This is a genomic window from Nocardia arthritidis (assembly GCF_011801145.1).
GTDB lineage: Bacteria > Actinomycetota > Actinomycetes > Mycobacteriales > Mycobacteriaceae > Nocardia > Nocardia arthritidis_A.
Genome location: NZ_CP046172.1, coordinates 8274750 through 8294735, shown reverse-complemented (window position 1 = coordinate 8294735; position 19986 = coordinate 8274750). Strand labels below are relative to the sequence as shown.

Below are 19986 nucleotides of genomic sequence, written 5' to 3'. Positions count from 1 at the left end.
CCTAGACGTCGGTGGAGAACCGGATGCCGCCGTCGGGGATGTCGACGCCGGGCCAGATGCGGGCGCCGCGCAGGAGTTCGCAGCGGGCGCCGATCTGCGCGCCGTCGCCGATGACCGCGTCGCGCACCAGGGCGCGCGGACCGATCCTGGCGCCGAAGCCGATGATGGAGCGTTCCACCACCGCGCCCGCCTCGATATGCGCGCCGTCGAAGACCACCGTGCTGTCCAACCGGGAACCGGCGCCGACCTCGGCGCCGCGGCCGACGCAGGTGCCGCCGATGAGCAGTGCGCCCGGCGCGATACCCGCACCGGGATGCACCAGTGATTCCCCCCGCTGACCGTGCAGCGCGGGCGACGGCGCGATACCGCGCACCAGATCGGCCGAGCCGCGGACGAAATCCTCCGGCGTGCCCATATCCCGCCAGTAGGCGGTGTCGACATGTCCCTGCACCCGTGCGCCCTCGGTGAGCAGCGCCGGGAACACCTCATGTTCCACTGAGACCGGGCGGCCCGCCGGAATCTTCTCGATGTATTCGCGGCGGAACACATAGCAGCCTGCGTTGATCTGGTCGGTCGGCGGGTCGGGGGTCTTCTCCAGGAAGGCCGTCACCCGGCCGTTCTCGTCGGTCGGCACGCAGCCGTACGCGCGCGGATCGCTCACCCGCACCAGATGCAGCGTCACATCGGCGTTCGTCGACTCGTGCGTATCCAGCACCGCGCCCAGATCGGTGCCGCCGAGCACGTCACCGTTGAACACCATCACGTTGTCGGCGCGCAGCCGCGGCAGCACGTTGCGGATGCCGCCACCGGTGCCGAGCGGTTTGGTCTCGGTGACGTACTCGAGCTCGAGGCCCAGGTCGGAGCCGTCGCCGAAATGTTCCTCGAAGATCTCCGCCTTGTACGAGGTGCCGAGCACCACATGGTTGATGCCGGCGTCGGCGATGCGGGCCAGCAGGTGGGTCAGGAACGGGACGCCAGCGGTCGGCAACATCGGTTTGGGTGCCGAAAGGGTCAGCGGCCGCAGCCGCGTCCCCTGTCCGCCGACCAGAACCACGGCGTCGGTGCCTGCATTTCCTGCCATCGAGTCCCCTGTCCAGGTGGGATTGTTTGCCTAAGCCGTTTTGCCCGCTTCGCGCGCCTGCCGGCGCAGCGCAGATCGAACCGCAATCCGCTCGCGCACCGCAAGTCCGAGGCGCAGCGCGAGGCGCAGTGGCGCCTGCCACCAGTGCGGATGCCTGTCTGCCTGGAAACGGTACGCGCTGGCGTGATGCGCGGGCAGCATAGTTGCCGGATTGCGACCCGCCGCATGTCCCTTCGCGTGGGTGACCTCCGCGCCGGGCACGAAGACGTTGTGCCAGCCCGCCTTGCCCATGCGGTCGCCGAAGTCCACATCCTCCATGTACATGAAGTAGCGCGAGTCGAAGCCGTCGATGGCGTCGAAGGCGGCCCGGCGCACCAGCAGGCAGCAGCCGGACAGCCAGCCGACGGTGCGCTCGGAGATCTGCTCGTTCTCCTGGCGGTAGCGGCGGGTCCACGGGTTGCCCGGCCAGACGGTGCCGAGGATGGCGTGGCCCGCACCGTCGAGCAGACCGGGCACGGCCCGCGCCGACGGGTAGACGCTGCCGTCCGGCTCCAGCACCAGCGGGCCGAGCGCACCGGCCCGCGGCCAGCGGCGCGCGGCGGCGAGCAGCTGATCGATGGAGTCGGTGCCCCAGCGGATATCGGGATTCGCGATGACGATGAACTCGACATCCGGATCGATCTCCGCGACCGCCCGGTTGATCGCGCCGCCATAGCCGATATTGCCGCCGGTGCGCAGCAGCCGCACATGCGAATTGGCCTCGGCCACCATCTCCGGCACGCCGTCGACCGATCCGTTGTCGGCCAGGATCACCTGCGGCTTCTCCGTGGTGGCCGCGGCGAGGGTGCTGATGAAGTGCTCGAGGTGCTCGCCGGGCGAGTAGGTCACCGTGACGACGACAAGGCCACCTGGGGCCGCGGAATCGGGGTTCACGAGCGGCAAGCCTAATCGACGCCGTCGGGTTGGTCCGGGTCGAGCGCGTCGGCGAGGGCCGCCCGCCACGGCCGCAGCGGCGTCAGCCCGGCCGCGGCCCACGACCGGTTCGACAGCACCGAATATGCCGGGCGCGGTGCGGGTCTCGGGAAGGCGGCCGAATCGCACGGCAGCACCCGGTCCGGGTCGGCGCCCGCCAATTCGAATACGGCGCGGGCGAATTCGAACCAGCTGGCCTGTCCGGCATTGGTGGCGTGCAGGATTCGCGGCGCGTCGGGGCGGGCGGCGAGCTCCAGCAGGCCCGCGGCCAGGTCGACGGCGTAGGTGGGGCAGCCGAGCTGGTCGTCGACGACGGATACCGTGTCGCGTTCGCGCTCCAACCGCAGCATGGTGGCGACGAAATCGGTGCCGGTTCCGGTGTACACCCACGCGGTGCGGACGATGGTCGAATTGCCGTCTATCGCCGAAATGGCTTGTTCGCCAGCGAGTTTCGATTTTCCATAGACGGTGGCGGGTCCAGTCGGGTCCGTTGTCTCGTACGGGGAGCTTCCGTTACCGGGGAAGACGTAGTCGGTGGAGAGGTGGATCAGCCGCGCACCCGTTTCGGCGCAGGCGGCGGCCAGCGTCGCCGGGCCCGTCTCGTTACCCGCGTATGCCGCGGCCACCTCGGTCTCGGCCAGGTCCACCGCGGTGAACGCCGCGCAGTTGACGACGGTGTCGCCGGGTCGCAGCGCCGCGCGGACCGCGTCCGGATCGGTGATGTCCAGTTCGGTGCGGGCGTAGCCGATTACGGCCGGTGCGCCGGGGTAGTCGGTGGCCGTGCGGGCGGCGGCGAGCCGGAGCAGCGCGCGGCCGAGTTGTCCGCCCGCGCCGGTGACGACGAGGCGGGATGGTGCGATCTGGTCGGTCACGGCCGCAAGTCTGGCACGCCGGTGCACCTGCGGTTGAAGTCCGCCGCCCGGTCCGTTCGTTAGCCTGGTCTCCGGGGATTACCGGTCGTGGGGAGATCGGTTCGCGAATTCGTCGAGAGGGTGTCGAGAGGAATACAGGTGTCACCGCAGCGGCAGACTTGGGCACGGTCAACGGCATCCGGCGCGAACGGCGGCGCTGCCACGTTCGGTACCGGGCAGGCCATCCTCGCCGCCGCCGCGGTACTGATCTTGGTCATCACCGGAATGGCCTGGCACAGCGTCGACGCGCTGATCTCGAATATCGAGCGGATCGGCGATCTCGGACTCGGCGGCGGCCGGGACGGCGCCACCGACATCCTGCTGGTCGGCGTGGACAGCCGCACCGACGCGCACGGCAATCCGCTCACCGACGCCGAGCGCGCCATGCTGCACGCGGGCGACGAGGTCGGCACCAACACCGACACCATCGTGCTGGTCCGGGTGCCCAACGACGGCCGGTCGGCCACCGCCATCTCGATACCGCGCGACTCCTACGTCGATATACCGGGTCTGGGCATGGGCAAGATCAATTCGGCGTACGGCGCGACCAAGGAGACCCAGCGGCTGAAGCTGATCAAGGAGGGCGTCGCCGAGGACGAGGCCGAGAAGCGGGCCACCCTCGCGGGCCGCCAGGCGCTGATCAAAACGGTCGGCAATCTGACCGGCATCACCGTCGACCACTACGCCGAGGTCAGCCTGCTCGGCTTCGTCCTGCTGACCGATGCGGTCGGCGGCGTCGACGTCTGCCTGAACAACCCGGTCGACGAATGGATGTCGGGCGCCAACTTCCCCGCGGGCCGTCAGCGCCTCAACGGTCCGCAGGCGCTGAGCTTCGTCCGGCAGCGACACGAACTGCCGCGCGGCGACCTCGACCGGATCGTGCGCCAGCAGGTGTACATGGCACAGCTGGTGCATCAGATACTCAGCGCGAAGACGCTCAGCAATCCGGGCCGACTAAAACAGCTCAGCGACGGCGTCGGTCGCACCGTCGTACTCGACGAGGACTGGGATGTGCTGGCCTTCCTGCAACAGCTCAAGGATCTGGCCGGCGGCAAGGTGCGGTTCGAGACCGTCCCGGTGACCGATCTGAACGGTGAGACCGCGGCGGGCGAATCGGTGGTGCGGGTGGATCCGAAGGCGGTCAAGAAGTATGTCGCCTCGGTGGTAGACGCACCGCCCGAGGCTCCGGTGGGGGTGGATCCGACCACCGTCACCGTCGACGTGTACAACGCGGGCCCCGTCGGCGGGCTGGCGGGGCAGGTGTCACAGTCGTTGGCGGCCAAGGGTTTCCGCACCGGCGATGTCGGGAACTATACCGGGGGAACGGTACCGGGCAGCCGGGTGCTCGCTGCCGACAGCACCAGCCCCAAGGCCAAGGCGGTGGCCAAGGCGCTCGGCGGATTGACCGTGGTGACGGATACCACCCAGTCCGCGGATTCGGTGAGCGTGGTGTTGGCGGGCGATTATTCTGGTCCGGGCTCGGCGGCGAGCGGCATATTCGATACGTCGGCAACGGCGTCGAACGGCGCGACGCCCGTCGCACCCGCCCCACCGATCGACGCAGGCCAGAACGGACCGAAATGTGTGAACTGAACTATGCGTGATCACGATTCGACGCACACCCTCACCGAGGCGGTGCTCGACCCGATCCTCGCGCGCGACCCAGCGGGCCCGCGCGTCACCTATTACGACGATGCCACCGGCGCCCGCATCGAACTGTCCGGGCTCACCCTGGCGAACTGGGCGGCCAAGACCGCGAACCTGATTCGCGACGAATTCGGGTTGAGCGCGGGCGCGCGGGTCGCGGTGCTGCTGCCCGCGCACTGGCAGACCGCCGCCGTACTGCTCGGCTGCTGGTGGGCGGGCACCGAGGTGGTGCTGCGGCCCGACCCGGACGCCGACCTGGCGCTGGTGACGGCCGAACGGCTCGCCGAGACCGACGGTATCGCCGAGGTCGCCGCGCTCTCGCTGGACGCGCTCGGCGCACCGGTCCGGGATCTGCCGGTCGGCATCACCGATTTCGCCACCTCGGTGCGCGTGCACGGCGACCAGTTCCTGCCCGCGGGCGCCGGGGTCGCACTGGACGGGCACCCGGTCGCCGACGTGCTCGCCAGGGCCCGCAAATCCGCGGCGCGGCAAGGGTTTTCCGAAGGCGACCGGGTGCTGTCGAGCGCGCCGTGGGAGACCGCCGACGAGCTCATCGACGGATTCGTCGCGGTGCTGGCGGCCGGGGCCTCGCTGGTGCAGGTGGTGAATCCGGATCCGGAGTTGCGGGACAGGCGAATCGAGAGCGAGCGCGTCACGGCTCAGCTCTGAGCCGAGTCCGACCACGGTATAGGTGCGTCTCCGCCTCTGGGACGTTCCACAATTTCATCCGGTTCCGTACGGTGGATTTCATCCGCACAACGATGGAGTTGGTGAAATATGAAGCCGCAGTACTGGTTCCGCTGGTTGTCGATGCAGGGCACACCCCGGTTGGTGCTGCGCGGCGCGGCCCGGCGCGGTCAGCCCTTCGCTCAGCTGATGGGCGGGCCGCGCGGGATCTCGGACCCGTATCCGCTGGTCGAGGAGCTGCGGGCGCAGGGAAGGCTGCAGCGCACCCCGCTCTCCTGGGTCACCTGCGATTATGAGCTGGTCCGAACCATTCTGCGGGACAACCGATTCGGCGTGCGCACCGTCGAAAGTTTCAATACGCCGGAGATATTGAAGAAATTCGGCGCCCGGTTCCCGTTGCCGCCGAGTCCGGTCGAGCCGCCCGCGATGCTGGTGATCAATCCGCCCGACCACACCAGGATGCGCAAACCGGTCGCGTCGGCCTTCACCCCGCGCGCCATCGGCAGGCTGCGCGAGCGGGTCGAATCGGTCACCGAGGAGCTGTTGGACGCGCTGCCGTCCGGCGGCTCGGCCGACCTGGTCGCCGCGTTCTCCGCACGGGTGCCGATCGCGATCATCTCCGAAATGCTCGGCCTGCCCGACGAAGACCAGGAGATGTTCCTGGACTGGGGCGACCGGGGGTCCCCGCTGCTCGACGTCGGCATCTCCTGGCAGGCGTATCGCCGCGCGCAGGAGGCGATGGAGCAGATGAACGACTACCTCGACGCGCATATCGCGCGGTTGCGCCGCAAACCGGGCGAGGACATCTTCAGCACCATGGTCACCGGCGGTGAACTCGACGATTTCGCGCTGAAGGCCAATGCCAGCCTCATCATCGGCGCCGGCTTCGAGACCACGGTCAACCTGATCGGCAACGGCGTCATCCAATTGCTCGCGCACCCGGATCAATTGGCCCGGCTGCGCGCCGAACCGGACCTGTGGCCCAACGCCGTCGAGGAGATCCTGCGCATCGACTCGCCGGTGCAGACCACCGCGCGCACCGCGCTCACCGATGCCGAGGTGGACGGTGTGCCGATCCGCGCGGGCCAAACCATCGTGCTCTCGCTGGCGGGCGCGAACCGCGACCCCGCCGTCTTCGCCGATCCGGCGCGCTTCGACATCACCCGCTCGAATGCCAAGGAGCACTTGACCTTCAGCAGCGGCGTACACGTCTGCCTCGGCGCCAGCCTGGCCAGGATGGAGGGCGCGTACGCCCTGCGCGCCCTCTTCGAGCGCTTCCCCGACCTGCGCCTCGACGGGCAGCCTCGACGCCGTCAGCTGTTCACCCTGCACGGCTACGAACGCATGCCGGTGCACCTCGGCCGGGCCGCCGCCCGCACCAACGAGACCGCGGGCGTCTGAAAAGCGAAGGGGCCCACGCCGATGGCGCGAGCCCCTTCGTCCTGATCGGATCGTCCCAACGCCAAAGCCAATGGCAAACGCCATATCGACGATCATCTTCCTGAATTCGCTATCGGCAGCGCCCGGGTGGCCGCTGACCGCGTTCAGCGGATGGGCTGGCGGGATTTCGATTGGAGAACCTCCTCGGCGGCGCGTTCGCCCGCTTGGATGGCGCCGCTGAGGAACCCCATCCACGCGTCGGCTGTCTCCACACCCGCCCAGTGCACCCGGTCGGCCGCTGTTTTCGGTAGGCGGCGCGCCGTCGTCAGCGCACCGGCTGCGAGTGCGCCCTCGCAGCCGTGTGCGAACGGCTCGTCCTGCCAGCTCTTTTCGAGGTAGCGCTGGGGCGTGCCCGCAGGCGGCCCGAACAGCGCGGCGGATACCGCGAGCACCGCGCGGCGACGTTCGTCGGCATCGGCGGGGCCGCGGTCGGCGGGAAGGAAGGCGCCCAGTACGCCCGCGCGTCCGTCCGGTGGTGACACGTCCAGCAGTCCAGGGACCGCGTCGAGATCGGTCAGTACCGAGCCCGAGAGTCCGGCGTTGCGCCAAAACGGTTCGGCGTAAACGATATTGACCTTGCGTCCATGCACCGGCTGCCAGGCGTCCTGCAGTGTCACTCGATCGGCGGGCAGTGCCGGATAGAAGCGCAGCTCGCGGATACCGGCGGGGCCGATGGCGACGATCACCCGGTCCGCCTCGAATTCGGTATCGGCGCAACGCACTACGACACCGGCCGGATGCTGCACGATTTCCTCGACCGGGCTGTCGAGAACCACTCGAGCGCCGAGCGTCGCGGCCATCGCTCGGGCCAATTCCTGTGCGCCGCCGCGGAATCGGTACACCTGCGCGGGAGTGCCGAAGAGGTTGCCGATACCACCCCAGGTCCGCAGGAAATGCAAGGCGTACAGCAGCGAGGTGGACTCGGGCAGATACCCCGCGAAGTTCGCCTCGAACAACCGCCGCGCCTGCGGTTCGGGCACCTGTTCGCGCAGCCAGGATCCGAGGGTGCGGTGATCGAGCTCGTCGGCGTCGGGCGCGGTCCACGGCGCCTCGGGCGGAACCTTCGCCGCGAGTGCGTCCAGCGTCGAGATCGCGCGGAGCAGCTGCATCGTCGCCTCGGGGGCCAGTGGCAGCGCCGTTCGTCGCGACGCCAGGTAGAGGACGGCGCGCAGCAGTGGATGCAGCGCCCGGACGCCGAACAGCTTCATGCCGCGCGCGTTGCCGAAGTGGAAACCGTGCGAGACGCCCTCGGTATAGAGCTGGAACTGTCCGTTGGAAGTGCTCTCGAACAGGTCGACGCCGTGTGCACGGGCGAGCCGGAAGACGTTGCGGTGCATCGGATATACCAGCGTCGCGCCCTCGTCCACCACGACGTCACCCACCTCGGTGGTCAGCGTGCGCCCGCCGACGCGCGGCAAGGCCTCCAGTACGGCAACCGAGCGCTCCTGGTCGGCCAACCGCCGTGCGGCGGCCAACCCGGACACCCCTGCGCCGACGACCACCACATCGACCTTGCGCGCATTACCTGCCGACACCACTACCTCGTTTCGATTGGATCTCGTACAACATACGAGCTACGTACAACGTACGAACTCCGTTCAATGTACGACGCTCGGTATGCTCAGGCAATGCCCGAGAGAACGTCGATATGGCTGCGACCCGCGAAGCCCGGACGCGGTCGGCCCGCGCTCGACCGCGACCAGATCGTGGCGGCGGCGGTGGCGCTGCTCGACGAGGAATCGGTTGCCGGGCTCACCATGCGCAAGCTGGGCGATCGTCTAGGTGTCCCGCCGATGACGCTCTACGGCTACGTCGCCACCAAGGACGATCTGCTCGAATACGCGCTCGATGCGGTATTCGACGAAACGCTGAATGACGCTGAGCCCGGCACGGATTGGCGCGCCGAACTGGCCGCCATCGGCGCGCGCACCTTCGAGGCCCTGCTGCGCCACCACTGGGCGGCCGCACTTGTCGGCGCCGCGCCGCCCATGGGCCCCGCGGCCGTCGCGCAATTCGGCACGATCATGCGGGTGCTCACCGCAGCCGGATTCACCGGCGAGCGACTGGAATCCGCGACCACCGCCTTCTACTACTACGTACTCGGCGCAGCCCTCGCTGAATCTGCCTGGGCCCGAACTGGTTCCACGGTTGAGTCGCTCACCGCCGGACTGCCGAATCCGGCGGCGGCCGACGAGCTCACCCCCGCAGCGGAATTTCTGGCCGGTTACGCGAATGCCGATGCGCGCCAACGCTTCGACCGCGGCCTGCGCGCCGTACTCGACGGCCTACGCCCGGCGTAGCCGCCCGCACCAACGAGACCGCGGGCGTCTGAAAAGCGAAGGGGCCCGCGCGGATGGCGCGAGCCCCTTCGTCCTGATCGGATCGTCCCAGTCTTACCGAATCAGGTGGGAAACAGGTCTATGCCGTGACGAGGTCCTTCTCCTCCGGACCCGCGCTGGGCGCGTCGCCGTGATCGACCATGGTGCTCTCGTCGAACGGCAGTCTGCGGTCGAGTACTTCGCGCACCCGGTCCACGTCCACCGTTTTGGTCCAGGTGCCGATGAGCACGGTGGCGACCGAATTGCCCGCGAAGTTGGTGAGCGCCCGAGCCTCGGACATGAAGCGGTCGATGCCGACGATCACGCCGACGCCGTCCAGCAGATCCGGCCGGTGGCTCTGCAAACCGCCCGCCAGCGTGGCCAGTCCGGCGCCGGTGACGCCCGCCGCGCCCTTCGACGCGACGATCATGAACACCAGCAGGCCGATCTGCTCGCCGAGGTTCAGCGGCTTGCCCATCGCCTCGGCGATGAACAGCGAGGCCATGGTCAGGTAGATGGCGGTGCCGTCCAGATTGAACGAATATCCGGTCGGCACAACGACACCCACCGTCGTGCGATCCACGCCGAGATGTTCCATCTTCGCGATCAGTCGCGGCAGCGCCGACTCCGACGACGAGGTCGCGACGATCAGCAGGAATTCCCGGGCCAGGTAGCGCACCAGCTTCAGGATCGAAACCCGCGAGACGGCCCACAGCAGCGCGCCGAGCACACCGAAGATGAAGATCAGGCAGGTGAGATAGAAGGCGATCATCAGCGTCGCCAGCTTGAGCACCGCGTCGAGGCCGGTCTTGGCCACCACGTTGGCCATCGCGCCGAACGCGCCGATCGGCGCCAGCCACAGGATCATCACCAGGATCCGGAACACCAGCTTCTGAATGCTGGCCACCCCGCGCAGGATCGGCTCACCGGCGGTGCCCATCGCCTGGATCGCGAAACCGACGAGCAGCGCGACGAACAGCGCCTGCAGCACGCTGCCCGAGGTGAGCGAGGACAGCAGCGTGGTCGGCACGATATTCGTGATGAAATCCCAGGTGCCGCCCGCGGCGTGCGCGGTCTTCGCGTATTCCGCACCGGCCTTCGCGGTCTTGGCGATATTCATGCCGGTACCCGGATGGATCAGGTTGCCGACCACCAGGCCGATGCCGAGCGCGACGGTCGACATGATCAGGAAGTAGCCGATGGCCAGGCCGCCGACCTTGCCGACGGTCGCGGCCTTGCGGATCGAACCGATGCCCAGCACGATCGTGCAGAAGATGACCGGCGCGATCATCATCTTGATCAGGTTGACGAAGATGGTGCCGAGCGGCGCCACCGCCTCGCCGGCTTTGGGCGCCAACCACCCGACGAAAATGCCCGCGATCACCGCGACGATGACGGCCAGGTACAGCCAGTGGGTGCGGTCGCGCCGCTTGGGTTGCGTTGTGTCCATGACGGGTGGCTTTTCCTTCACGTGGTACCGAATCGGGCGGAGTACGCCTGACCATGGAGAATGGTTGCCGCGATCGTGACGGTGGTCACGGTTTCGTGCATTACGTTCAGTGGAAAGGCAGAAGGCGGTACATGAGACCTGGGCGGTTGTCGCTCGCCGGACAGACGTTCGTGCTGCAGTTGATCGTGCTCGCGCTGGTGATCGGCGCGGGTGCCGGACTGGCCGTACTGGAGGAGCGGTCGAGCCGCGACGATGCGACCCGCCAGCAGGTTATCGCGGTCGCGGTGAGCGTCGCGCAGGCGCCGTCGACGATAGCCGCGGTGCAGTCGCCGGATCCCACCGCGCAGCTGCAACCGGTGACCGAGCGGATCCGCAAGCAGACCGGGATGGATTTCATCGTGGTGATGGCGCCCGACCGGACCCGGTACACGCACACCGTTCCGGAGCGAATCGGCCACGCGTTCACCGGGAATATCGACCGGGCGCTGAAGGGTGAGACGTTCACCGAGATATTCCCGGGCACGCTGGGCCCGTCGATCCGCGCGGTGACGCCCGTCTACGCGGGCGACCGGATCGTCGCGCTGGTGTCGGCCGGGGTGACCAGGGCCAAGATCGGCGATCAGGTCGGCGCTCAGCTGCCGCTGATCCTCGGCGTCACCGCGATCGGGCTCATCGTCGCCACCATCGGATCGCTGCTGCTGAGCAGGCGGCTGCGCAGGCTGACGCACGGGCTGGCGCCCGATGAGCTGCGCACCATGTACGAACACCACGACGCCGTACTGCATTCGATCCGGGAGGGCCTGCTGGTGTTCGGCGCCGCGGGCGACCGAGCGGATGTGGTGAACGACGAGGCCAGGCGGCTGCTGGACCTGCCGCCCGGCGAGATCCGCCGCGACGATCTGCCGGTCTCGTTCCAGCGGCTCGGTCCCGGACTGGTTCGCGACGAGATGCATGTCACCGATTCGCGCATCCTGCTGGTCAACCAGGATCCGGTGACCTGGGAGGGCCGCCCGCTCGGCACCGTGCTCACCATTCGCGACCACACCGAATTGCGCGGTGTCCTCGGCGAACTCGATTCGGTGCGCAGCTTCGCCGAATCGCTGCGGGCGCAGGCGCACGAATCGGCGAACCGACTACACACCGTCGTCACCATGGTGGAGCTAGGGCGTTATCGGGAGGCGGTGGAGTTCGCGACCGCGGAACTGCAACTGTCCCAGGCGCTCATCGATCGACTACTGGCGGCGGTCGGCGATCCGGCGCTGGCCGCACTGCTGCTCGGCAAGGTGAATCAGGCCGCCGAGCGGGGTATCGAACTGACCGTTACCCAGGACACCGCGCTGGATTCCACCGCGCCGCTGACGGCGCACGAAGCGGTGACGCTGGTGGGCAACCTCATCGATAACGCACTGGACGCGGCGACGGACAATGCCGCCGGGTGGGTCGAAGTGACCGTACGGCATGATGATTCGGTGCTTTACGTGCGGGTTGCCGACAGTGGCCCCGGAATGTCCCCGGAAACCTTCGCCCGCGCCGCCGAGCGCGGCTATTCGACCAAGGCCGATCATCAGGGGTTGGGCCTCGCGCTGGTGCACCGGGTGGTCTCCCGCTACGGCGGCGTCATCGAAACCGTGGTGCGGCCGGAAAGCGCCGTGACCGCGCGGATTCCGCGGGGTGACCGATGATCCGTGTCCTGATCGTCGAGGACGAACCGCTGATCGCCGAGGCGCACCGCGCGTATGTCGAGCGGATTCCCGGCTTCGTTCCGGTCGCCGTCGCACACACCGGCCGGGAGGCGATGCGCGCCACCGCCGACGCGGCCGCGGAGGGCGCGCCGATCGATCTGGTGCTGATGGATATCGGCCTGCCCGACGCGAGCGGCCTGGATGTCGCCGCCGCCATGACCGGGTTGGCTCCGCGCCCGGATGTCATCGCCATCACCTCGGCCCGCGATCTGGCGCTGGTGCGCACCGCGGTGTCCTACGGTGTCGTGCTGTATCTGTTGAAGCCGTTCACCTTCGCGGCATTTCGCGACAAGCTGGAGCGCTATCGGGATTTCCGGGCCGCGCTGCCCGCGGGCGAGGCGGCCGTCTCACAGCAGGACATCGATCGCGCCCTCGGCGCGCTGCGCACACCCGACCAGCGTGCGACCGCCCCGAAAGGCGTTGCGCCGCAGACGCTCGACGAGATCTCGCGGGCGGTGCGCGGCGCACCGGACGGTATCACCGCCGCCGATACCGCGACCACCGTCGGCGTCTCCCGCATCACCGCGTGGCGCTATCTGGAGAAGCTGGCCGAGGACGGCCTGGTGACCCGCCGCTCCGACTACGGCCGGGCGGGCCGTCCGAAGACCCGATATGTCTGGCGGCCGTCCGAGCGGTGAAAGTGGCCTTCCGGAATACCGTGGAATTGGCTATTCGGCAATGCCACTTTCCTCGATAGCGTTGCCTGGTGAGTGAGTGGAGTGAGCATACGGAGCTGGTCGGTACGCACGTTCGGTTGACGCCGCTGGGCCAGGAGCATGCGAAGGGGTTGTTGGAGGCCGGGCGCGATCCCGGGATCTGGACCTGGTTGAGCAGGCGCGCACCGGTCGACCTGGCCGATGCGGAACAGATGGTGGCCGAGACCCTCGCCGATCCGGAGCGGCGGGCGTTCGCGCAGATCGATCTGGTCTCCGGGCAGGTCGCCGGGACCACCTCGTATTACGAGATCTCCGAACGGCATCGGTCGATCTCGATCGGATACACCTGGCTCGGCCCGGCATGGCAGCGGAGCGCGCTGAACACCGAGGCGAAGCTCCTGCTGCTCCGGCACGCCTTCGAAACCCTTGGCGCGCAACGCGTCTCCTGGCACACCGACATCCGCAACCTGCGTTCGCAGCGAGCCATCGAACGGTTGGGCGCGCTGCGCGAGGGCGTCCTGCGCGCCCACCGCATCCGCCCCGACGGCACCTCCCGCGACACGGTCCTCTACTCGATGCTCGCCCCCGAATGGCCTTCCGCCCGCGACCGCTTGACCCAGCGGCTCAACACTTTTCGAGCCGAGGCGGCATAGCGATCAGGCGGCCCACTTCTCGGGGTGCAGATGGTGCTGGACGATGGCGTTGGCGTGGCCGTGGCCGAATCCGTGGGTGTTCTTCAGCCATTCGACGAGTTCCTTGTGCGCGGTCAGGCCGGACTCGCGGATCAGGGACTTCCACTCGTCGATCGTCTTGCCGTACTTGGCCTCGATCGCCGGGAAGTAGGATGCGGGGCCTTTCGGCTGGTTCGCCATCGAAATCTCCTTGCTGATGGTGTGTTCGGTGGTAGTGACGCGGTGGCAGCCGCAAATTAGCCGACGCCGCTGTGTGTTTCGCGGCACACCCGCATGAGCGGGACGCCCAGTGCGGGTGTCGGTCCGTCGGCGATCCTCAAGCGGTGACGGACCGGCGCTCGCGCACCAGGAGCACGCCGGTCAACGCCACCAGTGCCGCGGTGAGGCCGTGGATGCCGAAGGCGGCCGCGGTGGAGCCGTGCCGGGCGAGGACCGTCAGCATGTCGCCGACCGGAATGAGGGCGACGGCGAGCAGCGTGACGCCGAGGGCGAAGCGCTGCTTGGCGACCAGCAGGGCGATGACCAGGATTCCGGTCACGGTGTCTCGCACGCCCTTGACGTTCAGGAAGCCGTCAGCGTCGCCGGTCGGCCAGGCGGGGAGGCCGAAGCTGCTGGCCGTGGATTCCGGGGCGACCAGATAGCTGATGCCGATGTAGAGGATGAAAGCCGCGCCGACGATGGCGAGTCCGGTGGCGATGCGGGAGGTGGTCATGGCGGTATTCCTTGCTGGTCGATCCTGAACGTAGCAGCGCTAGGCTTGCGAGCAACGATAAACAAGCATCGGTAGCTTGTCTAGCGTTGCTAGAATGATTTCGTGAGCACACAAACCCGCAAGGAACGCGAACGCGCCGAACGCCACCAGCGCATCATCGACGCCGCACGGGAGCTGGCCGAGGCGGACGGCTGGGAGGCGGTGACGGTGCGAAAGCTGGCCGAACGCATCGAATACAGCCAACCGGTGCTCTACAGCCATTTCGCCGGAAAGTCCGCGATCGTCGCCGCCGTCGCCGTACAGGGTTGCGTCGACCTCACCCGGGAACTGCGAAAAGCCAAGGCGGGCACCGAAACCCATGCGGCGACGCTCACCGCCATGGCCCGCGGCTACCTCGACTTCGCCGCCGCGAACCCGGCGCTGTACGACGCGATGTTCGTGCTCAACGTCGACCTCGTCTTCGGACTCGACGCGCCGCAGCCGCTGCGCGACGCCTTCGCCGAGATCGAGAATCCGTTCCGCCCGTACATCACCGACCCCGACGAACTCGGTGCGCGCGCCGAGACCGCGTGGAGCACCCTGCACGGCCTGGCCACCCTCGAACGCAGCGGCAGGCTCCGCCCGGAACTGCGCGATCGGCGGCTCGAGATCGTCGTCGGTGAGTGGTTGGCCGCCGGGTAGCGTGGGTGACATGCCTGATGTTGTGGTTGTCGGCTCCGGACCCAATGGACTCGCCGCGGCGGTGATCCTCGCCAAGGCCGGTCTCTCGGTCGAGGTCTTCGAGGCACAGCCCACCGCGGGCGGCGGCTCGCGCACGGCGGAGCTGACGCTGCCCGGCTACCGGCACGATGTCTGCGCCGGTGCGCATCCAATGGCGTTGGCATCACCGGTTTTTCGCGCCTTCGACCTGACCGCGCACGGGGTCGAACTGCTCGCGCCCGAGGTCTCCTACGCGCATCCGCTCGACGACGGCCGGGCCGGATTGGCCTGGCGCGATCTCGACCGCACCGTCGACGGGCTCGGCCCGGACGGCCCGGCGTGGCGTTCGCTGTTCGGTCCGCTGGTCCGGCACTGGACCGAGGTGGTGGATGTCGCGATGGGGGATCTGCGGCATATCCCACGCGCGATACCCAGCGCGATCCGCTTCGGTCTTCGCCTACTCGAGCAGGGATCGCCGCTGTGGAACACCAGGTTTCGTGACGACGCCGCCCCCGCGATGCTGAGCGGCATTGCGACACACGCGATCACGCCGCCGAGGGCGCTGCCCGCCGTCGGCGCCGGACTGCTGCTCGGCACCCTCGCGCACGTGGGCGGCTGGGTGCTCCCGCGCGGCGGCAGCCAGGCCATCCCGGACGCGCTGATCGGCGAGCTGGAGCGCTTGGGCGGCAAGGTGCACCTCGGCCACCGGGTGGATTCGCTCGACGAATTCGGCACCGCCCGCGCCGTCGTCCTCGACACCGCCCCCGCCGAACTGCTCCGCCTCGCGGGCGACCGGCTGCCGCAGCGATATGCCAAGCAGCTCAACCGTTTCCGCTACGGCGGTGCGGCGTGCAAGGTCGATTTCGCGCTGTCCGGCCCGGTGCCGTGGCGGGCGGCGGGCTGCGAGCTGGCCGGCACCCTGCATCTGGTCGGCACCCGCGCCGAGGCGATGGCCGCCGAAAAGACCGTCGCCGCAGGACAACACGCCGAACGCCCCTATGTGCTCGCTGTCCAGCCCGGCGTCGTCGACCCGACGCGCGCCCCGGCGGGCGGGCACACCCTCTACAGCTATACGCATGTGCCCAACGGCTCCACCCGCGATGTCAGCGAGGCCGTCATCGCCCAGATCGAGCGCTTCGCACCGGGTTTCCGCGATCTGATCGTGGCGAAGCACGTCTACACCGCGGCCGAACTTCCGGCGCACAACGCCAACTACATCGGCGGCGACATCTCCGCGGGCGCGATGTCGTTGCGCCAGGTGCCATTCCGTCCCGCCGCTCGGTGGAACCCTTACGGCACACCGCTTCCCGGCGTCTACCTGTGCTCCGCGGCGACGCCGCCGGGGCCGGGTGTGCACGGTATGAACGGTCTGCACGCCACCCGGCACGTCCTACGCGAGCGTTTCGGCATCCGCACCGATCCGCTCGACCTGCTCGCCGGTCAGCGCGTGCGGTAGAGATCCGGTTCGAGGTACATCACCCGCGCCGCCGGAACGGCCGCGCGCACCCGCGCCTCGGCGTCGTCGATGGCGGCGGCGATATCGGCGATATCGAGGCCGGGCACGATGGAAACCTTTGCCGCCACGAGGATTTCCTCGGGGCCCAGGTACTGCGTCTTCAGATGGATGACCCGGTCGATCCGCGTACCGTCGACCAGATTCGCCCGGATGGCCCGATCCTCATCGGGCGTCGCACCCTCGCCGATCAGCAGGCTCTGCATCTCGACGATCAGCACCAGTGCGATCACCCCGAGCAGTGCGCCGATGGCCAGCGTGCCGATACCGTCCCACACCGGGTCGCCGGTGAGCATGGTCAGCCCGACGCCCGCGAACGCGAACAGCAGACCGATCAGCGCGCCGGTGTCCTCCAGCAGCACGACGGGCAGTTCCGGGCTGCGCGAATTGCGGATGAATCGCCACCAGCTCGCCGAACCCTTCAACGGCGCGGATTCCCGCATCGCGGTGGTGAAGCTGAAACCCTCCAGCGCGATGGCGATCACCAGGATCACAACGGCCACAAGGGGATTGCTCAGCTCCTCCGGATGTTGCACCTTGTGCACGCCCTCGTAGATCGCGTAGATCGATCCGAGGGTGAACAGCACCAGCGCGACGATGAACGAGTAGAAGTACCGGTTGCGCCCGTATCCGAACGGGTGCAGCTCATCGGCCTCGCGCGCGGCGCGGCGCTGGCCGAGCAGCAGCAGGCCCTGATTGGCGGTATCGGCCACCGAGTGCACGGCCTCGGCGAGCATCGATCCGGAGCCGGTGAGCGCCGCGCCGACGAATTTCGCCGCCGCGATCCCGGCATTCGCCGATAGCGCCGCGATAATCGCCTTCTTGCCGCCGCCAGCCGACATGGACCGTCCTCTCCGTCGCGAAATATGCTCGAACAGCGTAAATCAGTGAAAAGGACAACTCGGACGGCGGTCAGTTGCCCGCGCCGACACAGGCGCAGAACAGCTGCGCCGCACCATCCACCGCCTGCGCCCGGATATCGCTGTCGGCGGCCGAAATCCACGCCGCGCCACCGCGTTCCACCAGCAGCTCGGCGCCGTTCTGCAGCAGTCGCACGGCGCCGGAGGTGCACAGCACGATGCCGGGTCCGGCCGCGGTGAGCGGCACCTGGCCCGAGCCCGCGGCGAGATCGAAGCGGCGCAGCTCGAATTCCGGCGCGGGTGTGCGATAGCGCACCGAACCGTCACCGGCCGGTTCCGGCAGCACGAACGGCACGTCGATGGGTTCGAAATCCAGCACCCGCAACAGTTCCGGCACATCGACATGCTTCGGGGTGAGCCCGCCGCGCAGCACATTGTCGGAGTTGGCCATGATCTCCACGCCGAGCCCGCGCAGGTAAGCGTGCAGGTTCCCGGCCGCGAGATACAAGCCCTGGCCGGGCTCCAGCGTCACCCGGTTCAGCAGCAGCGCGGCGAGCACACCCGCATCGCCCGGGTAGGCCTCGGCCAATTCCAGCGCCGTGCGGGCCTCCGCGCCGAACGCTCGCCTGCCCTTGCCGGAGAGGTAGCGCACGCAGCCGTCGAGCACCGCGGGCAGCAGCGTGGCCAGCGCGGGTTGCGGCAGCGTGATCCAGGTGGTGAACAGTGTCCGCAGACCCGACGAATCCGGTGCCTCCGCAAGCAGATCCGCGTACTGCGCGAGCCCCGGCACGTCGAGTGCGCGCAGCAGGTCGACGGTGCGCCGCGGCTCGCGGAATCCGGCCAGCGCCTCGAAACGCTCCAGTGCGACAACCAGTTCGGGCTTGTGGTTCTCGTCGCGATAGTTGCGCAGCGGCGAATCCAGCGGCACCCGCGCGCGATTCTCCCGCTGATAGCCCTCCAGCGCCTGTGCCAGGCTCGGATGCGCCTGCAGCGAGAGCGGCTCCTCGGCCGCGAGTATCTTCAGCAGGAAGGGCAGCTTGCCGCCGAATTCTGGTGCGGCGGAACCCAATTCACGCTCGGGATCGTCCGAGACCAGCTCCAGCAGCGACCGTTTGCGGCCGCCGATGCGCACCAGCGCCGGATCGGCCGGATGCGCGCCGAACCACAGCTCCGCCTCCGGATGCGCCGACGGCACCGGCCTGCCACACAATTGCGCGAGCGCGGTGCGCGAACCCCATGCGTAATTGCGCAGTGCACCAACGAGTTCGTGCACTAGTAGCGTCCCCCGTCGTAGTCACCGGATCCGGTGGTCGCGGCGCCGCGCGAGCCGATGAGCCGCAGGTAGGCCGCGGCCATCTCCAGCCGCAGCGCCAGCACCGCCAACTGTTCCAATTCGCTGCCGCGCCCCGTGGCCGGCCGGGGCTCCTCGGTGGGTGCGGGCGCGCCGGGATCGGTGAACTCGGTGTGCAGCAGGTCGACATCGGCGCTCACCAGATCGGCGTCCACCAGTCCGGGACCGCCGCCGAATACCGCGAGCCTGCGCCGCGCGGCCACCTGGTCCGGGTCGGTGCTGAGCACGAACACCCGCAGCCGCTCCACCGGCGCCGGGCCGTCCAGCTGTTCGTCGTGGAAGAGCGGATCGAAGCCGGGCGCGGATTGGCCTGCGGCCTCGGTCATTTGCGGGTTCGCGGCCACCGCCTCGGCCAGGTTCACCGCCGTCGCGACCTTGCCCGCCGCGGCGAGCAGCACCTCGGCGCCGTGCTCGGCCAGTTGGGTCGCGGCGGGGGAGTCGCCCGCCAGCACGATCCCGCGCTGCTGCATGCGCGCGGCGAGCGTTTTGGCCGGATTGTGGAACACCTCGTTCTGCGGACCGTCGCGCAGCGCCTCCGCGTCCAGCACGTCGGCGAGTTCGGTCAGATCCGGCACCGCGGCGCCCGCCCGGCCCGGATCCACCGCGGCGAGCACCGCGATGCCCGCGGCGAGGAAGCGCAGCAGCCGATTGTGGTCGAGTACCTGTATTCGCGGCTCCAGCAGCGCCGCCCGGCCTGCCGCCGCCGCGCGCAGCGGGCCCTCGTGCGGCGCGGCGACAACCACCTCGGCGCCCCGGCGCAGTGCCCGGTCCACCGCGTCGATCAGCCGGGGATCGCCCGCGTCGTCACCGGAAACCAGGACGACATCGAGCGGACCGACCCACGGCGGCAGCGCGGCGACGGGCACGATGGGTAGGCCGACGCGGTCGCCGAGCGCGGCGACGAGTAGTCCGGCGGCCCGGGTGGCCCGGCCCGATCCGGACACCAACACCACGCTGCGCGGGCGCAGATCCTTCAGGCGCGCGAGCGCGTCCTCACCGACGGCCGCCGCGGTGGCGCGCACCTGAGCGCCGCCGGAGGCGGCCGAGCGCAGGGCGCCGCCGGCATCGGCTGCCTGGAGTGATGCGGCATCGTCCAGGTCGAGCACCGGTGTTCCAGCGATCATCGGGCGTCCCACCTCCCCTCATCGCGCTGTGTTTTCGTCCACACCGAGCCCAGGTCGGGCGAATCCAATGTCTGTGATTCCACTATTCCAGTCAGGAGCGCACGATGCTCAGAATCTCGGCATCGGGCACA

The 19986-nt window shown here is 68.9% G+C and carries 19 protein-coding genes; 9 read left to right on the top strand and 10 right to left on the bottom strand.

From position 1 onward, the window contains the following. Position 1: 1 nt before the first annotated feature. The 3 genes from F5544_RS37485 to rfbD are packed head-to-tail and all read right to left on the bottom strand — an operon-like array spanning position 2 to position 2925. Positions 2-1081 (bottom strand): sugar phosphate nucleotidyltransferase, encoded by a 1080-nt coding sequence (locus tag F5544_RS37485; RefSeq protein WP_167477542.1) that lies wholly within the window; start codon positions 1079-1081, stop codon positions 2-4. Positions 1082-1111: 30 nt separating this feature from the next. Beyond that, positions 1112-2014: a glycosyltransferase family 2 protein gene (locus tag F5544_RS37480; protein WP_167477541.1), complete on the bottom strand. Its 903-nt coding sequence runs from the start codon at positions 2012-2014 to the stop codon at positions 1112-1114. Between the two features lie 11 nt (positions 2015-2025). Next, on the bottom strand, positions 2026-2925 hold the full coding sequence (rfbD, locus tag F5544_RS37475) for a dTDP-4-dehydrorhamnose reductase (RefSeq protein WP_167477540.1): 900 nt from the start codon (positions 2923-2925) through the stop codon (positions 2026-2028). A gap of 264 nt (positions 2926-3189) precedes the next feature. Here rfbD and F5544_RS37470 point away from each other — a divergent pair, with 264 nt between their 5' ends. The 3 genes from F5544_RS37470 to F5544_RS37460 all read left to right on the top strand — a co-directional run bounded on the left by F5544_RS37470 (position 3190) and on the right by F5544_RS37460 (position 6699). Continuing rightward, complete coding sequence (locus tag F5544_RS37470) at positions 3190-4557, top strand: LCP family protein (RefSeq protein WP_167479746.1); 1368 nt, start codon at positions 3190-3192, stop codon at positions 4555-4557. 3 nt (positions 4558-4560) lie between these two features. After that, positions 4561-5280 carry a TIGR03089 family protein gene (locus F5544_RS37465; protein ID WP_167477539.1) on the top strand — a complete coding sequence of 240 codons (720 nt, stop codon included), beginning with the start codon at positions 4561-4563 and terminating at the stop codon, positions 5278-5280. Positions 5281-5388: 108 nt separating this feature from the next. Further along, a complete protein-coding gene (locus F5544_RS37460; RefSeq protein WP_167477538.1) occupies positions 5389-6699 on the top strand; it encodes a cytochrome P450 in 1311 nt (436 codons plus the stop codon). A gap of 143 nt (positions 6700-6842) precedes the next feature. On the opposite strand, the gene F5544_RS37455 is transcribed toward F5544_RS37460, so the two are convergent. After that, positions 6843-8273 carry a flavin monoamine oxidase family protein gene (locus tag F5544_RS37455; RefSeq protein ID WP_167477537.1) on the bottom strand — a complete coding sequence of 477 codons (1431 nt, stop codon included), beginning with the start codon at positions 8271-8273 and terminating at the stop codon, positions 6843-6845. 93 nt (positions 8274-8366) lie between these two features. Between F5544_RS37455 and F5544_RS37450 the strand changes: the two genes are divergently transcribed. Continuing rightward, complete coding sequence (locus tag F5544_RS37450; protein ID WP_167477536.1) at positions 8367-9038, top strand: TetR/AcrR family transcriptional regulator; 672 nt, start codon at positions 8367-8369, stop codon at positions 9036-9038. 118 nt (positions 9039-9156) lie between these two features. On the opposite strand, the gene F5544_RS37445 is transcribed toward F5544_RS37450, so the two are convergent. Beyond that, positions 9157-10506 carry a cation:dicarboxylate symporter family transporter gene (locus tag F5544_RS37445; RefSeq protein WP_167477535.1) on the bottom strand — a complete coding sequence of 450 codons (1350 nt, stop codon included), beginning with the start codon at positions 10504-10506 and terminating at the stop codon, positions 9157-9159. A 131-nt stretch (positions 10507-10637) separates the two neighbouring features. Here F5544_RS37445 and F5544_RS37440 point away from each other — a divergent pair, with 131 nt between their 5' ends. The 3 genes from F5544_RS37440 to F5544_RS37430 all read left to right on the top strand — a co-directional run bounded on the left by F5544_RS37440 (position 10638) and on the right by F5544_RS37430 (position 13557). Continuing rightward, positions 10638-12188 carry an ATP-binding protein gene (locus F5544_RS37440; RefSeq protein WP_174867472.1) on the top strand — a complete coding sequence of 517 codons (1551 nt, stop codon included), beginning with the start codon at positions 10638-10640 and terminating at the stop codon, positions 12186-12188. Continuing rightward, the gene (locus F5544_RS37435; RefSeq protein WP_167477534.1) at positions 12185-12886 is read left to right on the top strand and encodes a response regulator; all 702 of its coding nucleotides are present in this window, start codon (positions 12185-12187) and stop codon (positions 12884-12886) included. Before F5544_RS37440 ends, F5544_RS37435 begins: the two co-directional genes overlap by 4 nt. Before the next feature lie 68 nt (positions 12887-12954). Then, positions 12955-13557 (top strand): GNAT family N-acetyltransferase, encoded by a 603-nt coding sequence (locus F5544_RS37430; RefSeq protein WP_167477533.1) that lies wholly within the window; start codon positions 12955-12957, stop codon positions 13555-13557. A 3-nt stretch (positions 13558-13560) separates the two neighbouring features. Here F5544_RS37430 and F5544_RS37425 read toward each other — a convergent pair whose 3' ends face one another. Then, positions 13561-13776, bottom strand: coding sequence for a DUF4287 domain-containing protein (locus F5544_RS37425; RefSeq protein WP_167477532.1), 216 nt, complete (start codon positions 13774-13776; stop codon positions 13561-13563). 136 nt (positions 13777-13912) lie between these two features. Further along, positions 13913-14308 (bottom strand): DUF4267 domain-containing protein, encoded by a 396-nt coding sequence (locus F5544_RS37420; protein WP_167477531.1) that lies wholly within the window; start codon positions 14306-14308, stop codon positions 13913-13915. Between the two features lie 102 nt (positions 14309-14410). Between F5544_RS37420 and F5544_RS37415 the strand changes: the two genes are divergently transcribed. After that, positions 14411-14989 carry a TetR/AcrR family transcriptional regulator gene (locus F5544_RS37415; RefSeq protein WP_167477530.1) on the top strand — a complete coding sequence of 193 codons (579 nt, stop codon included), beginning with the start codon at positions 14411-14413 and terminating at the stop codon, positions 14987-14989. A gap of 10 nt (positions 14990-14999) precedes the next feature. After that, positions 15000-16463, top strand: a complete 1464-nt coding sequence (locus F5544_RS37410) for a phytoene desaturase family protein (RefSeq protein ID WP_167477529.1) — start codon at positions 15000-15002, stop codon at positions 16461-16463. On the opposite strand, the gene F5544_RS37405 is transcribed toward F5544_RS37410, so the two are convergent. The 3 genes from F5544_RS37405 to F5544_RS37395 all read right to left on the bottom strand — a co-directional run bounded on the left by F5544_RS37405 (position 16448) and on the right by F5544_RS37395 (position 19855). After that, positions 16448-17362: a cation diffusion facilitator family transporter gene (locus F5544_RS37405; RefSeq protein ID WP_167477528.1), complete on the bottom strand. Its 915-nt coding sequence runs from the start codon at positions 17360-17362 to the stop codon at positions 16448-16450. The genes F5544_RS37410 and F5544_RS37405 overlap by 16 nt on opposite strands. 70 nt (positions 17363-17432) lie before the next feature. Then, positions 17433-18653, bottom strand: coding sequence for a mannose-6-phosphate isomerase, class I (manA, locus tag F5544_RS37400; protein ID WP_167477527.1), 1221 nt, complete (start codon positions 18651-18653; stop codon positions 17433-17435). Further along, positions 18653-19855 (bottom strand): tobH protein, encoded by a 1203-nt coding sequence (locus tag F5544_RS37395; RefSeq protein WP_167477526.1) that lies wholly within the window; start codon positions 19853-19855, stop codon positions 18653-18655. Before F5544_RS37395 ends, manA begins: the two co-directional genes overlap by 1 nt. Positions 19856-19986: the final 131 nt, after the last annotated feature.